The following is a 13,750-nucleotide window of genomic DNA, read 5'->3' as shown; positions in this document are numbered from 1 at the left end:
GGTGCCGCGTATGGAGACGTTCGAGGGGACTGTCGTGGTGAACGACGGTGGTGGGGCTTGGGTGGAGGTGCCGGGTGAGGTGATCGCGGCGCTCGGTGGTGGTGGGCGGATCCCGGTGCAGGCTTCGTTCGACGGGATCGCGTATCGCGGTTCGATCGCGTCCATGGGCGGGTGTATGGCGCTGGGGTTGCTGAAGAGTATTCGGACCGAGCTGGGCAAGGGTGACGGCGATCCGGTGACCGTGACGGTTGAGCGGGACACGGCCGCGCGGACGGTGGAGGTGCCGGCGGATCTCGCCGCGGCGCTCGAGGAGGCCGGGCTGCGGAAGACCTTCGATGCGCTGAGCTACAGCCACCGGCGTGAGCACGTGAACGCGATCAACGACGCCAAGAAGCCGGAGACCCGGGCCCGCCGGATCACGAAGGCCCTGGAGATGCTTTCTTGAGGGACGCCAGCTCGGTGCGGTTGGCGACACCGAGCTTGGCGTAGACGTGGGCGAGATGCGTCTTCACGGTGCCGCGGCTCATGTACAGCCGGGCACCGATCTCCGGATTGCTCAGCCCTTCCACGGCCAGCGCGACGACCTCACGCTCGGTCGGTGTCAAGCTGGCCCACCCCGACGACGGCCGTCCTCGTGCCCCTCGGGTACGGCGTACGTACGCGACGGCCTCGTCCAGCGTCAGCGGTGGCTCATCGGTGCCCGGCAACGTCGGCTGGTCGGGCGTGGCGGCGTACCCCATCTCCGCGCGTGCGACTGTTGCCGCGGTGGCCAGGCGGGCCGCGTCGGCGGGGCGATTGGTGTGATTCGCCAGCAGGGCAAGGGATTCCAGGCTGTCGACGATGAAGGCCCGTAGTCCGTGGTCGACCCTGATGGTGAGCGCCTCGTGCAGGAGCTCCGCCGCCTGGTCCGGCTGCTCGTCGATCAGCGACCGGCCCTGCTGGTCGAGCGCGTCGGCGAGAATTCTGGGCAGGTTGTAGCGACGGGCGAGCGTCACCGCGCGTTCGAGAACGTCAGCAGGGTTGTGCAATGCGGCGGCGTACAGCGGCAGCAGCATTGCGGGAATGTAGGTCTCGGCGAGCGGACCGTCCGGGTCCACGTCGCGTCGTATCCACTCGGCGGCAGCGTCGTGGTCCCCACTTCGATACGAGAGCAGGCCCATCACCTGGCCGAGATTCGGTACGACCGCGGCATCCACGAGATCGAGCAGCGGGCGCATCAACTCATAGGCCTCGTCGAGGCGACCGGATCGGGCCAGCAGCGTCGCCAACTGCCCGCGGGCCGTCCCGACCCGGTGGAAGTCGGCCAGCGGTTCGGCGGTCGCGAGGGCGTGCCTGGCAACGTCGATGGCCTGCCACAGATCTCCGGTCGCCGCGAGGCTTTCGGAGCGCACCAGGAGCACGGTCGTGGCAACGCCCCGCTCACCGCGCGCCAGCAGGCCAGGGATCACGGTCTCGAACAGCGGAGTCAGCTCGTCATGCCGGTCCCACAAGGCCAGCAGCACGCATTGCAACGCGAGGTTGGCGTCGCGGGCGACCTCGTCACCGGTGCCTTCGGCCAGCCGCCGGCCTTCCTCGGTCAGCTCCCAGGCCCTCTGGAAACCGGTGAAGAATTTGCCGACAGCAACCAGTGCGAGGAAGAGCGAGCGCAGCCGCTCGTCGCCGAGCTCGGTCGCGAGCTCCAGTCCCCGGCCGGCCGCGTCGTAACCGAACGGATCGACGGTGTCGGCGATCGTCGCGTACCCGTACAGCAAACGGGCCTGCAGCAACGACCGCTCGTCCGGCGCGGAGTCGATCGCCCGCCGCAGATAGCCGATCCCCTCCGGACCGGTCGCGCGCAGATTCCACATCCAGGGGAGCGCGGCCGCCAACCGCCGACCGCGGTCGGGATCCGTGGACAGCCCGTAGTCCAGCGCTGCTCGATAGTTCTCCCGATCCGGCTCGATCACCGCGCGCCAAGCGTCCCGGTCCCCGTCCAGCAAGGGCTCCGCCGCTTCCGCCGCGGCCAGGAAGTAGTCGAGATGCAGATCCCTCACCTGCTCACCTGAGTCGCGTAGCCGCAGCCCGGCGTACTCGCGAATCGTCTCGAGCAGCCGATACCGCCCGCCCTCCGCGACCACGAGCGATTTGTCGACAAGCCGCGCAAGAAGCTCCAGTACGGCGGACGTGCCGCAGACCGACTGCGCCGCATCGAGGGTGAAGCCGCCGGCGAAGACAGCGAGCCGGCGGAAGACCTGTCGTTCGTCCGGATCGAGCAGGTCGTGGCTCCAGTCGATCGACGCGGCCAGGGTCTGTTGTCGCGCTGATACTCCCCTCGCGTTCCGGGTGAGCAGGCCGAAGCGGTCGTCCAGACCGGCCTCGATCTGCTCCGGCGTCAGCGTGCGCACCCAGGCAGCGGCCAGTTCGAGAGCCAGCGGCAACCCGTCGAGGCGGACGCAGATCGACCTGATCGCCTTGTCCGAGTCCGGAAACTCCACTCCGGCCCGCTCGGTGAAGAGCGTCATCGCCTCGTCCGGAGCCAGCGCGGGCACCCGCCAGACCGCCTCGCCCTGAATGTCCAACGGCTCGCGGCTCGTTGCCAGCACCGAGACCTCCGGACACGACGTCTGCAGCGCGAGTACGAACTCCGCGACGGCGTCGATCACCTGCTCGCAATTGTCCAGGCAGAGCAATGTCCGCCTGGCCCTCAGTTGGCCGATCAGCAGCCGGGTGCTGTCACCCGTCTCGACCAGTACGCCGACCGCCGCCGCCACCGCCTCGGGAATCTGCACACTCTCGGTGACAGTCGCGAGATCGACCCACCAGACACCGTCGGGCCAGCGCTCCGCCGACTGGGCCGCGACCTGTGCGGCCAGGCGTGTCTTCCCGCTCCCGCCCGGGCCGGTCAGCGTCACCAACCGATTTCCGGACAATTGTGTTCTGAGCGCGGCGAGTTGTGTCTGCCTGCCGACGAAGCTGGTGAACATCACCGGGAGGTTGTTCGGCACCAGGTCCAAAGAACGCAAGGGCGCGGCCCTCGCTTCGCCCGGGGCGGGGGTGAGGGTGGCGGCAGGGCTCTCCGAGGTTGAAGTGAGCTCGAAGATGCGTTCGGGCGACCCGAGGTCGCGTAGCCGGTGCACCCCGAGATCGGCCACCTCGTCCGGTGGTACCGGCACCGATGCCGTCAGCAACGTTTGCCCGGGGTTCGCGATCTCCAGCAATTGCTCGGCATGCCTCACCGCAGGACCCGTCGCAATGCCCGTATGTACGGCGATTCGCACCAGCTCCCCCGCCGGTACGTCGAGCGACGCAGCCCGCAACGCCTTGGCCGCCGTGATTGCCTCGGCCGCATCGTCGAACACCACGACCGGCCCCGCCGCGTCACGCCGTACCAGCGTCTCCCCTGGCAACGTGCCCACCAGGCCCGCCAGCCGGACGTGCGCAGGTGCGCTCGCGGCGCCGGCGTACGACGCCACCAGCACGGTCACCCCACTCATGAAACCGCAGTCTGCCAGCCCGGCTGTGTCGGGTCGCCCGTGTCGACAGTATTCGCTATGGTCCGGACATAGTGCGGGGGCCTAGGAAGTGAGGAGCCCATGGCAGACATCACTACCCGTGAACACGGCAGGTTCGCACTGCCCACCAAGAACCTGCCGGCACCGCAGGTTCGCAACCTCCCCGAGCCACCTACCAAGGCCTGGAAGATCATCGGTCCCGGGATGGTCGGCGCCGGTGTCGGCCTGGCGTCGGGCGAGTTCATCCTCTGGCCGTACATCGCCAGCCAGGTCGGCCTGGTGTTCCTCTGGGGCGCCGTGGTCGGCGTGATCATCCAGTGGTTCCTGAACATGGAGATCGAGCGGTACACGCTGGCCACTGGTGAGACAGCGTTGACCGGCTTCAACCGGTACTGGAAACACTGGGGTCTGTTCTTCGCGATCATGACGTACTTCGCGAACATGTGGCCCGGCTGGGCGACCAGTTCTGCCTCGATGCTGACCTACCTGTTCGGGGCCGGCGACCCGCGCTGGATCGCGATCGGCATCCTGCTCGTGATCGGCCTGATCCTGACCTTCGCGCCGGTCGTGTACCTGATGCTCGAGCGGCTGATCTTCGTCAAGATCCTCGCCGTCACGCTGCTCGTCATCCTTGCGCTGGTCTTCGCCATCCGGAGCAAGACCTACAACGCGCTCGGCGACGCGGTCACCAACCCGCAGTTCCCGGCCGACCAGCTCGGGTTCGCCCTCATCATGGGTGCGATCGCGTACGCCGGTGCCGGCGGTGGGCAGAACCTGGTGCAGAGCAACTGGATCCGGGACAAGGGCTTCGGCATGGGTGTGCACGTGCCGCGACTGACCTCCCCGATCACCGGCGAGAAAGAGGCGGACCCGACCGCCAACGGCTACGTCTTCGACACCGACGAAGCGAACATGGCCCGCTGGAAGCGCTGGTGGAAGTTCGCCAACATCGAGCAGGCCTCGACCTTCGTGGCGATCACCATCCTGACCATCGTGTTCACCTCGATGCTCGCGCACGCGACATTGTTCGGGAACCCGGAGGTCAAGAACAACATCAGCTTCCTGAAGGTCGAGGGCACCACCCTGCAGGCCTTGGTCGGCGACTGGTTCGGCTATCTGTTCTGGGCGATCGGCGCGTTCTCTCTGTTCGCGGCCGCGACCGGCATCGTCGACTACACGTCCCGGTTGACCGCGGACATGATCAAGGCCCGCTACCTGCGCACCTCGACGGTGAGCGAGTCCAAGCTGTACTTCGGGCTGGTCTGGGGACTGGTTGCCTTCGGCATCATCGTACTGCTGGCCGGCCTGGACCAGCCGCTGGTACTGCTGGTGATCTCCGCCTGTACGGCCGGCACGATGATGTTCTTCTACTCGATCCTGCTCTGGTGGATGAACTCCCGCGCCCTGCCCAAGGCGATCCGCATCAGCCCACTCCGCGCCGCGGTGATGCTGTTCTCGTTCCTGGCGTTCGGCTTCCTCGCCGTCTTCACCATCATCGACCAGATTCAGAAGAACTTCTGACCGAACCCCGGGTACGACGCCACGCGGCGTCGTACCCGGGTTCCTCGCTCAGGCCCGCGATTCCGGTCCCGAGGGCCAAGGGATTTCCTACGACTGGACGACGAGGCCGCCCCACCGCGGGGCGTAGAAAGGCACGGTCGACATGCAGTCGGCGATCGGAGGTTGCGCGGCGGACCAGCTCCAGAGCCAGCCGAGCCGGTCGACCTTGCCGTCCTTGAGCGAGAACGAGACCTGCTTGCCGATCTGGGCCGGATCGTTGGATTTCGTCACCACGCCCGTGGTGATCGCGACCGGTCCGCCGGCGACGAGACAGCTGAGCCGACCCTCGAAGTCGGCCGCGGACGCGCCATGATCGCGGAACTGGAAGCGGCCTTGGACCTGTGTCGGGTCGCCGCCGGCCGGTACGTGCGCGGCGAGCTCGAATCGCATCGATCCACGCGACGATCGGCTCGGACCACCGAGCACCGCGGCGACCGTCGTACCGTCACCCTCCGCCTGCACCGCAACCTTCGGACCGTTGCCCTGCGCAACGCGAGGACGCGGTCCACCCTCGACCCGGAAGCCGCCGTCGGTCAGGGCGAACGTCGGCGCGGTGCCCTGGAGCTTGCTCACCGGAGCGCCGAAGAAGCCCCACGCCCAGCCGATCCGGTCCTGAGCGCCGCCGTCGTACACCGTGAACGCGACCGGTTTGCCGACGAACTGCAACGGCACGTCCGGGTGTTCGGCGGCGTCGATCACGCCGGTCACCACGGCAACCTCGTCGACCGACACCAGGCTGGTGAGGTGGCCGCTGAACTCGGCGAGCAGCCGGCCGTCAGGCTTGCGGTGGACGACGTGGAACGAGCCGGACGGGTGCAGCGGGTCCGTCGCACGGCCGTCGATCTCGAACCGCACCGGGTCGCCTTCCATCCCCGGCCAATCGGGCCCCAGGTAACCGCCACCGGCCCCGGACACCCGCATCACCGGGCTCGTGCTCGCGGAATCGGGGTCGGCCGACGACGGGGCGGCGGCGCCGGCCGTGACCAGCAAGGCCAGCACTCCGGCGACCACCGATCGGCAGATGAACTTCGGGCTTCGCACGCAAACTCCTTCGGGTCGGGCCCGCCTCGCGCGGGCCACCCGAAGAACGTGTCATCCACACCACCCCGGTGTGATCCATCTCCAGGACCAACGGTCTCCCCCGTCCGAGGGAGACGATCAGCGGCGCGGGCCGTAGGGACCGGGGGCGCCGTTGACGGTGGTGAAGAGGGAGTAGACCGACGTGGTCGCGGTGAGGAAGAGGCGGTTGCGCTTGGGACCGCCCCAGGTGAGGTTCGAGACGGTCTCGGGGACGAGGAGCTTGCCGAGCAGAGTGCCGTCCGGGTGGTAGACGTGTACGCCGTCGGCGGCCGACGCCCAGATCCGGCCCTCGGTGTCGAGCCGGATGCCGTCGAAGATCCCGTTACCGCATTCGGCGAACAGGTCGCCGCCGGACAGCTTGTCGCCGTCCACGGTGAAGACCCGGAGCGTGCCTTCCTCGGAATCGGCGATGTAGAGCAACGATTCGTCCAGGGAGAAGGCCAGCCCGTTCGGCCGGTTGAAGTCGTCGGCGACCCGGGTCAGCACCCCGTCCGGCGAAACCCGGTAGACATGGCAACCACCCGTCTCGATCTCACCCTTGTAGCCCTCGTAGTCGGAGTCGATCCCGTACGCCGGGTCGGTGAACCAGACCGAGCCGTCGCGCTTGACCACGACGTCGTTCGGGCTGTTCAGCCGCTTCCCGTCGTACTCGGAGGCGAGGACGGTGACGGCACCGTGGTGCTCGGTCCGGGTGACGCGGCGGTTCCCGTGTTCACAGCTGACCAGGCGCCCCTCGGTGTCGAGGGTGTGCCCGTTCGTGTTCCCGGCCGGGTGCCGGAAGATCGAGACCTCGTACGACGTCTCGTCCCAGCGCAGGATGCGGTCGTTCGGGATGTCGCTCCAGAGCAGATAACGGCCGGCCGGCGAATACACCGGCCCCTCGACCCACCGCCCACCGGTCCACAGCCGCTCGAGTAGCTTGTCCCCGCGGATGCCTTCGAACCGGTCGTCCTGTTTCTCCCAGACGGCCGGCGCCGTACCGGCCAGCGGCTCGAGAATGCCCGTCATCACCACTCCTCACGAAGTCGAATGCCCCGTCCGCCGGAAAGCCTATTCCTTCACCACCGTGTCGCGCCGGTCGTGGTCAGCAGCCAAGACCACACCGACGTGGTCGCGGTGATGAACAGACGGTTGCCCTTGGGGCCGCCGAAGCAGAGGTTGGAGACGATGTCGGGGAGCAGTAGCTTGCCGATCAGCGTGCCGTCCGGGTCGAAGCAGTGGACGCCTTCGTGCGTCGCCGCCCAGACCCGCCCGGCTCTGTCCAGCCTGATGCCGTCGAACATACCGGCCTCGCAGGGTGCGAACACCTCACCGGCGAGCAGCTTGTCGCCGTCCAAGTCGAAGCGGCGGATGTGCTTGCCCGGCGTGTCCACGACGTACAACTGAGACTCATCGAGTGAGAAGGCGAGACCGTTCGGGCGGGTGAAGTCGTCCGCGACGACGGTCAGTACGCCGTCGGGCCCGACCCGGTAGACGTGACAGCCGTCCATCTCCTGCTCGGCTGCGTGCCCTTCGTAGTTCGAGGTGATCCCGTACGGCGGGTCGGTGAACCAGACTGAGCCGTCGCTCTTCACGACGACATCGTTCGGGCTGTTGAGCCGGCGGCCGTCCAGGTGGGACGCGAGCACTGTGCGCGAACCGTCGTACTCGGTCCGGACGACCTGGCGATCACCCTGCGAGCAGCTGATCAGGCGGCCCTCGCGGTCGATCGTGTTGCCGTTGATGTAGCCGGACGGCTGCCGGAAGACGGACACCTGACCGGAGACCTCGTCCCAGCGGAGCAGCCGGTCGTTCGGGATGTCGCTGAAGATCAGACAGCACCACGCGGGTGAGTACGCCGGCCCTTCCAGCCAGCGACCGCCGTCGTACAGGCACTCGACGTACTCGTCCCCCGCGATCTTCCGGAACCGGTCGTCGAGGACGACGAGCTCGGCCCGGATCCGTGGCGGCGGGGGTGACAGTGTGATGGTCATAGTGCTCCCTGGTCGAACCTAATCCTGCTATTGTTGTACTTCACAGGATGAGGTTTGGCAAAGGGTGATGATGACCATAGATGATGTGGATCGGCAACTGCTGGCCCGGCTGCAGGAGGACGCCACCCAGTCGTACGCCGCCCTCGGCCAGGCCGTCGGGTTGTCCGCGGGGGCGGCGCACGAGCGAGTCAAGAAACTGAAGGCGTCCGGAGTGATCCGGCGGACCACGGTTGAGGTCGACCCAGCCGCGCTGGGGAACGGCGTACTCGCGTATGTCCTGCTCGACACGGACACCTGGATGGGCGACGAGCCGACCCTGCGCGCACTGGAGGACATCTCCGCGGTCCAGGAGGCCCACATCATCGCCGGACCCGCGTCGGTGCTGGTCAAGGTGAGGACGACAACGACCGAGGACCTCCAGGCAACGCTGCGCGCGTTGCATCAAGTGGACGGCGTGACCAGCACTCAGACGATCGTCGTACTCGAGTCGTTCTTCGAGCGGCCGCTCGCCGTCCGGGCGTAAAGCGGGATCAGCACGGCGCCAACGACCACGTGCATCAGCAGTAGGGACACCTTGGCGTCGGTGGCGATCTCGCCTGAGTTGAACGGCATCGCCAATGAGAGCAGCAGGACGACGGATGCCGTGATCACCCACACCCGGCGAGCCTGCGCGGTGAATCGCTCGAGCAACGCCAGGGAAGGCCCACCCGACCAGGCCGGCGCCGAGCGCCATGAGGATCACCATGCCCGGGCCGACGACTGTCGTCGTGCCGGATCTGGTCACGTCGAAGTCGACGCCGAGCAGTGGATCAGCGACCAGCCAGACGAGGAACGCGCCGACCGCGGCCAGTCCGACGGCGGCTGCTCTGGAGGTACGACGGGTGCGGACGGGCGCGACTGCTGTTGCGGACATCGGCGGTCTCACTTTCTGACTATTTTCTGGAGATCATCAATAATGGAGAATCTCCATTAATCCTGCGCCCAGATGCTGGAGGAAGTCAACTATCGAGATCCATGGCTAAACTCGAGGCATGGCTTCGGAACGGGATCAACTGGCCGGGCTCGCCCAGCAGGTGATGGACGTCTCGCTGTGGATGGCGCGGCACTACAACCAGCGCTTCGCCGCCGACCTCGGCCTGACCGACACCCTGGCCCGGTCGCTGCTGCAACTGGATCCCGACCATCCGGTGCCGACCCGCGCGCTCGCCTCGATGCTCGGCTGCGACCCGTCCAACGTGACGCCGTTCGTCGACCGGCTGGAGAAGGCCGGCCTGGTCGAGCGGCAGGTCGACCCGCACGACCGCAGGGTCAAGACGCTGGTGGTGACGACGGAGGGCCGGGCCATGCTCGAGCGGATGAACGACATCCGCGGCACCGACTCCCCGCCCCTGCAGGCGCTCTCCCCGTCCGAGCGCGACACGCTGGAGAAACTGCTCGACAAGGCCAGGACCGCGGCCAAGGCGTACGAGGCCGAGCAGTGCGCCCGGGTCCGCGCCACGATGTGAGGAACGCCCTGTCTCGCTGACGGTCTCTTGACCCTAGACTCGGGCTGGCCGAAGGGAGTCAGCTGTGTCCGACAGCAAGCAGATCACCAAGGTGCTGGTGGCCAACCGGGGCGAGATCGCCGTCCGGGTCGTCCGCGCCGCCGCCGACGCGGGGCTGGGCAGTGTCGCCGTGTACGCCGAGCAGGACCGCGACGCCCTGTTCGTCCGGCTCGCCGACGAGGCGTACTCGCTGGACGGCGCGACACCGGCCGACTCCTACCTGAACATCGCCAAGATCCTCGACGTCGCGGCCCGCTCGGGTGCGGACGCCGTCCACCCGGGGTACGGGTTCCTGGCCGAGAACGCGTCGTTCGCGCAGGCCGTGATCGACGCCGGGCTGATCTGGATCGGGCCGCCGCCGTCGGCGATCGACTCGCTCGGTGACAAGGTCAAGGCGCGGCACATCGCCGACAAGGTCGGCGCGCCACAGGTCCCCGGCACGCCGGACCCGGTCGCGGACGCGTCCGAGGTGGTCGCGTTCGCCGAGCAGTACGGCCTGCCGATCGCGATCAAGGCGGCGTACGGCGGTGGCGGGCGCGGCATGAAGGTGGCCCGCACGCTGGACGAGGTGCCGGAGTTGTTCGACTCCGCTGTGCGCGAGGCAACCAGCGCCTTCGGCCGTGGTGAATGCTTCGTCGAGCGATACCTGGACAAGCCGCGGCACGTCGAGACCCAGTGCCTGGCCGATGCCCACGGCAACGTCGTGGTCGTCTCCACCCGGGACTGCTCGCTGCAGCGCCGCTACCAGAAGCTGGTCGAGGAGGCTCCCGCGCCGTTCCTGTCCGATGAGCAGCTGGAGACTCTGTACTCGGCGTCGAAGGCGATCCTGCGTGAGGCCGGGTACGTCGGCGCCGGCACATGCGAGTTCCTGGTCGGGCAGGACGGGCTGATCTCGTTCCTCGAGGTGAACACCCGGCTGCAGGTCGAGCACCCGGTCTCGGAAGAGGTCACCGGTCTGGATCTGGTTCGGGAGATGTTCCGGATCGCCAACGGCGAGGAGCTCGGGTACGACGACCCCGTCGTGTCGGGGCACTCGATCGAGTTCCGGATCAACGCCGAGGACGCCGGCCGTGGATTCCTGCCCGCACCGGGCACGCTGACCCGCTGGCATGCACCGTCCGGTCCGGGCGTGCGACTCGACGGCGGCTACGACCAGGGCGAGACGGTGCCGGGTGCGTTCGACTCGCTGGTGGCGAAGCTGATCGTCAGCGGTCGCGACCGGACCCAGGCACTCGAGCGGTCCCGTCGAGCGCTGCGCGAGTTCGTCGTCGAGGGGATGCCGACGGTCATCCCGTTCCACGCGGCCGTGGTGTCGGACCCGGCCTTCGTCGGCGACGACGGCTTCAAGGTGCACACCCGCTGGATCGAGACCGAGTACGACAACCAGGTCCCGCCGTACGACGGACCCACCGCGGAGCCCGTGGAGGAGGCCGAACGCGAGAAGGTGACGGTCGAGGTCGGCGGCAAGCGACTCGAGGTCGTCCTGCCCGCCGGACTCGGCGCATCCGCGGTCGCGGCCGGCGGTGCGGCAACCGGCAAGAAGAAGCCGACCCGCCGAGCGGGCGCATCCGGCAAGGGCTCTGCCGCATCCGGCGACTCGCTGACGTCCCCGATGCAGGGCACCATCGTCAAGATCGCCGTCGAAGAAGGCGCCACCGTCGCCGAGGGCGACCTGATCGTCGTCCTCGAGGCGATGAAGATGGAACAACCCCTCAACGCCCACAAGTCCGGCACCATCACCGCCCTCACCGCCGAAGTAGGCACCACCGTCACCGCCGGCGCCATCCTCTGCGAAATCAAAGATTAAGAAAGACTGCCGAAAGGACACCGCTCCGCGGCGGCCATTCTCATGCGCACCCTCTCTCGTATTCCGGTCAGCGGGATGCCGCGAGGCGGGACTCGAAGCCGGTGAGGATGGTTTGGAGGCCGAAGGTGAAGGTGTTGTCGGGGGCTGCGGAGTAGGTTTCGGCGGCGGTGGTGTGCATGCGTTTGCGGAGGTTCGGGAAGTCCATCGCGATCTCCTTCGCCTTCGTCATGGTGTCCGCCAGGGTCTGGTCGGCGTCGCGGCCTGAGCGGCTGAGGCGGCGGGTCAACGAGACCTGGACGGCTGACCCGAGTGCGCTTCCGGCGACGTAGATGAAGACCGTGGCGGCTGCCCGGTCCGCGTCGGCGGGTGCGAAGCCGGCCCGTTCGAGGAGCTCCAGGCTGCGGTCGTCGTACCGCGACTTCCCGGGCCCGTACATCAGATGACTCCCCAGCGCCTGGCCGAACCACGGATGCCGCGTGAGCATCTCGTGCAACCCGGTGGCCATCGCAGTCGCGGCGTCCCGCCAGTCGGTGCCATCGAGTTCGGGCAACTCGATCTCCGCCCAGATCGCGTCACCAGCCAGCCGTACCAACTCGTCCTTGGTCTTGATGTGCCAGTAGATCGCCGTCGCCGCCGAGTCGAGTCTGTTGCCCAGGGCCCGCATGTTCAGCCCGTCCAGCCCCTCCTCGTCCAGCAGCGCGATGGCGGCACTGACGATCTGCTCCGCGGTCAACGTGTCCCTAGGCATAGCCGACAGCTTAGTTGAACTTAGTTCAGCCAATGCCCCGCAAAGTCACATCGCCAGTCACCACATGTGGTGATGTCCGGTCACCACATCGCGCCCTACGTTCCAGACATCCCGCGGCACCCGCCTCGGATCACAGGAACAAGGAGCCGGACATGACCGTCACGCCAGCCACTCTCACCCGGGCCGCCGGGGCCGCCGCCGTCGCCGCGGGCCTGATCTTCATCGGAGTCCAGATCGGCCACCCCCACTTGGACGCCACCAACATCACCTCGACCGAAGTGGTACTGCGGAACTCCCTGAAGCTGCTGATGGTCGCGCTGGCGCTGGCCGGCATCACCGGCATGTACCTGAACCAGGTCCGCCGGAACGGATTACTCGGCCTCGTCGGCTACCTGATCTTCAGCCTGGGCTACCTCGCCATCCTGAGCTCCACCTTCGTCGCCGCGTACGTCCTGCCCTCCATCGCCGAGACCAACCCCGGTTACGTGAACGACGTCGTCACCGTAGCCACCGGAGGCAGCGCAGCCGGAGACATCGGAGCGCTGCAGACCGTCGCACAGTTCCAGGGGTTCGGCTACCTGGCCGGCGGCCTCATCTTCGGCATCGCGCTCTACCGGGCACGCGTCCTCGCTCGCTGGGCGGCCGCGCTCCTCGCCGTCGGCGGCGTCGTCTCCATCCTGCTCACCGTGCTGCCGGATGCCTTCTATCGGCTGCTGGCCTACCCGAACGGCATCGCGATGATCGGCCTCGGTTACTCCCTCTGGCGCGTTGCCCGCCGGGACAGCACCACGCAGCCGGCCGCGGTTCGCACCGCGAACGTCACCACGGCTGGTGCGGAATGACCCAGTACGCCGCCCCTCGCACCCGACCGGCGTCACAGCGCCGGCCGGGGTCCCGGGACGGATCGAGCTGGCAGGTCCCCACCGCACTGGTGGCACTCACCGTCTTCCCGCTCATCGCCGGGTCGCTCAGGCTCCTCGAGATCGCCGGTGGGCCGCAAGTGTTGCCCACCAACCCGCGCATCGACGCTTCACCGGTCCCGCTGATCCTGCACGTCGTCGCCGCCGCGGTGTACGCCGTCGTCGGCGCATTCCAGTTCTCTGCTCGGGTACGCCGTACGCATCGCACCTGGCACCGCCGAGTCGGCCGCGTCCTCGTCGGAGCTGGTTTGGTCGTAGCCGGCTCCGGGCTCTGGATGACGCTGTTCTACCCCGGTGCACCCGGCGGTGATCTGCTGTGGACTGCGCGATTGGTCGCCGGCTCCGCGATCGCAGTCAGCATCGTCCTCGGGTTCACCGCGATCCGACGCCGCAACATCGCCGCACACCGCGCCTGGATGATCCGCGCCTACGCACTTGCCGTGGCGGCCGGCACCCAGGTGTTCACCCAAGGCATCGGCGAGGGCCTCTTCGGGATCACCGAACTCAGCACCGCTCTGTCGGTCAGCGCCGGCTGGGTGATCAACGCGGCCATCGCCGAGTGGGCCATCCGCCGACCCGCAGCCCGCCGGGCACGGCGAGCCCGAGCCGCGGCAGCAGGCACCTGAC

13 protein-coding genes and 1 pseudogene are annotated in these 13,750 nt (G+C 67.9%); 7 read left to right on the top strand and 7 right to left on the bottom strand.

Annotation, left to right across the window (positions count from 1 at the left end; all coding sequences use genetic code 11):
* Positions 1 to 10 precede the first annotated feature (10 nt).
* On the top strand, positions 11 to 445 hold the full coding sequence (locus ACGFIF_RS13450) for a YdeI/OmpD-associated family protein (RefSeq protein ID WP_393154531.1): 435 nt from the start codon (positions 11 to 13) through the stop codon (positions 443 to 445).
* On the opposite strand, the gene ACGFIF_RS13445 is transcribed toward ACGFIF_RS13450, so the two are convergent.
* On the bottom strand, positions 417 to 3,473 hold the full coding sequence (locus ACGFIF_RS13445) for a LuxR C-terminal-related transcriptional regulator (RefSeq protein ID WP_393154530.1): 3,057 nt from the start codon (positions 3,471 to 3,473) through the stop codon (positions 417 to 419). The genes ACGFIF_RS13450 and ACGFIF_RS13445 overlap by 29 nt on opposite strands.
* Positions 3,474 to 3,572: 99 nt before the next feature.
* Between ACGFIF_RS13445 and ACGFIF_RS13440 the strand changes: the two genes are divergently transcribed.
* Complete coding sequence (locus ACGFIF_RS13440) at positions 3,573 to 5,012, top strand: Nramp family divalent metal transporter (RefSeq protein ID WP_393154529.1); 1,440 nt, start codon at positions 3,573 to 3,575, stop codon at positions 5,010 to 5,012.
* A gap of 87 nt (positions 5,013 to 5,099) precedes the next feature.
* On the opposite strand, the gene ACGFIF_RS13435 is transcribed toward ACGFIF_RS13440, so the two are convergent.
* The 3 genes from ACGFIF_RS13435 to ACGFIF_RS13425 form a co-directional block, all read right to left on the bottom strand.
* Positions 5,100 to 6,092, bottom strand: coding sequence for a hypothetical protein (locus ACGFIF_RS13435; protein ID WP_393154528.1), 993 nt, complete (start codon positions 6,090 to 6,092; stop codon positions 5,100 to 5,102).
* 117 nt (positions 6,093 to 6,209) lie between these two features.
* On the bottom strand, positions 6,210 to 7,139 hold the full coding sequence (locus ACGFIF_RS13430) for an SMP-30/gluconolactonase/LRE family protein (protein ID WP_393154527.1): 930 nt from the start codon (positions 7,137 to 7,139) through the stop codon (positions 6,210 to 6,212).
* 50 nt (positions 7,140 to 7,189) lie between these two features.
* The gene (locus tag ACGFIF_RS13425; RefSeq protein WP_393154526.1) at positions 7,190 to 8,104 is read right to left on the bottom strand and encodes an SMP-30/gluconolactonase/LRE family protein; all 915 of its coding nucleotides are present in this window, start codon (positions 8,102 to 8,104) and stop codon (positions 7,190 to 7,192) included.
* A gap of 67 nt (positions 8,105 to 8,171) precedes the next feature.
* Here ACGFIF_RS13425 and ACGFIF_RS13420 point away from each other — a divergent pair, with 67 nt between their 5' ends.
* The gene (locus ACGFIF_RS13420; protein WP_393154525.1) at positions 8,172 to 8,627 is read left to right on the top strand and encodes an Lrp/AsnC family transcriptional regulator; all 456 of its coding nucleotides are present in this window, start codon (positions 8,172 to 8,174) and stop codon (positions 8,625 to 8,627) included.
* Here ACGFIF_RS13420 and ACGFIF_RS13415 read toward each other — a convergent pair.
* Positions 8,570 to 8,761, bottom strand: coding sequence for a DUF6069 family protein (locus tag ACGFIF_RS13415; protein ID WP_393154524.1), 192 nt, complete (start codon positions 8,759 to 8,761; stop codon positions 8,570 to 8,572). The two genes, ACGFIF_RS13420 and ACGFIF_RS13415, sit on opposite strands and share 58 nt — an antisense overlap.
* 115 nt (positions 8,762 to 8,876) lie before the next feature.
* Positions 8,877 to 9,017: pseudogene (locus ACGFIF_RS13410) on the bottom strand (DUF6069 family protein); the annotation flags it as partial.
* A 118-nt stretch (positions 9,018 to 9,135) separates the two neighbouring features.
* Here ACGFIF_RS13410 and ACGFIF_RS13405 point away from each other — a divergent pair.
* A complete protein-coding gene (locus tag ACGFIF_RS13405) occupies positions 9,136 to 9,609 on the top strand; it encodes a MarR family winged helix-turn-helix transcriptional regulator (protein WP_393154523.1) in 474 nt (157 codons plus the stop codon).
* A 64-nt stretch (positions 9,610 to 9,673) separates the two neighbouring features.
* Entirely contained in the window at positions 9,674 to 11,455 is a 1,782-nt protein-coding gene (locus ACGFIF_RS13400; RefSeq protein WP_393154522.1) for an acetyl/propionyl/methylcrotonyl-CoA carboxylase subunit alpha, read from the top strand.
* A gap of 67 nt (positions 11,456 to 11,522) precedes the next feature.
* On the opposite strand, the gene ACGFIF_RS13395 is transcribed toward ACGFIF_RS13400, so the two are convergent.
* Positions 11,523 to 12,203, bottom strand: coding sequence for a TetR/AcrR family transcriptional regulator (locus ACGFIF_RS13395; protein WP_393154521.1), 681 nt, complete (start codon positions 12,201 to 12,203; stop codon positions 11,523 to 11,525).
* Between the two features lie 152 nt (positions 12,204 to 12,355).
* Between ACGFIF_RS13395 and ACGFIF_RS13390 the strand changes: the two genes are divergently transcribed.
* Positions 12,356 to 13,045 (top strand): hypothetical protein, encoded by a 690-nt coding sequence (locus ACGFIF_RS13390; protein ID WP_393154520.1) that lies wholly within the window; start codon positions 12,356 to 12,358, stop codon positions 13,043 to 13,045.
* The gene (locus ACGFIF_RS13385; protein WP_393154519.1) at positions 13,042 to 13,749 is read left to right on the top strand and encodes a DUF2306 domain-containing protein; all 708 of its coding nucleotides are present in this window, start codon (positions 13,042 to 13,044) and stop codon (positions 13,747 to 13,749) included. Before ACGFIF_RS13390 ends, ACGFIF_RS13385 begins: the two co-directional genes overlap by 4 nt.
* The last annotated feature ends 1 nt before the right edge of the window (position 13,750 follow it).

Source organism: Kribbella sp. NPDC049174, assembly GCF_043197365.1.
GTDB lineage: Bacteria > Actinomycetota > Actinomycetes > Propionibacteriales > Kribbellaceae > Kribbella.
This window is presented reverse-complemented; position numbering and strand designations above follow the sequence as displayed.

Coding starts and splice junctions, on each gene's coding strand:
- ACGFIF_RS13450 (WP_393154531.1), top strand. CDS start 11: ATGGAGACGTTCGAGGGGACTGTCGTGGTGAACGACGGTGGTGGGGCT.
- ACGFIF_RS13445 (WP_393154530.1), bottom strand. CDS start 3,473: ATGAGTGGGGTGACCGTGCTGGTGGCGTCGTACGCCGGCGCCGCGAGC.
- ACGFIF_RS13440 (WP_393154529.1), top strand. CDS start 3,573: ATGGCAGACATCACTACCCGTGAACACGGCAGGTTCGCACTGCCCACC.
- ACGFIF_RS13430 (WP_393154527.1), bottom strand. CDS start 7,139: ATGACGGGCATTCTCGAGCCGCTGGCCGGTACGGCGCCGGCCGTCTGG.
- ACGFIF_RS13425 (WP_393154526.1), bottom strand. CDS start 8,104: ATGACCATCACACTGTCACCCCCGCCGCCACGGATCCGGGCCGAGCTC.
- ACGFIF_RS13420 (WP_393154525.1), top strand. CDS start 8,172: ATGATGACCATAGATGATGTGGATCGGCAACTGCTGGCCCGGCTGCAG.
- ACGFIF_RS13405 (WP_393154523.1), top strand. CDS start 9,136: ATGGCTTCGGAACGGGATCAACTGGCCGGGCTCGCCCAGCAGGTGATG.
- ACGFIF_RS13395 (WP_393154521.1), bottom strand. CDS start 12,203: ATGCCTAGGGACACGTTGACCGCGGAGCAGATCGTCAGTGCCGCCATC.
- ACGFIF_RS13390 (WP_393154520.1), top strand. CDS start 12,356: ATGACCGTCACGCCAGCCACTCTCACCCGGGCCGCCGGGGCCGCCGCC.
- ACGFIF_RS13385 (WP_393154519.1), top strand. CDS start 13,042: ATGACCCAGTACGCCGCCCCTCGCACCCGACCGGCGTCACAGCGCCGG.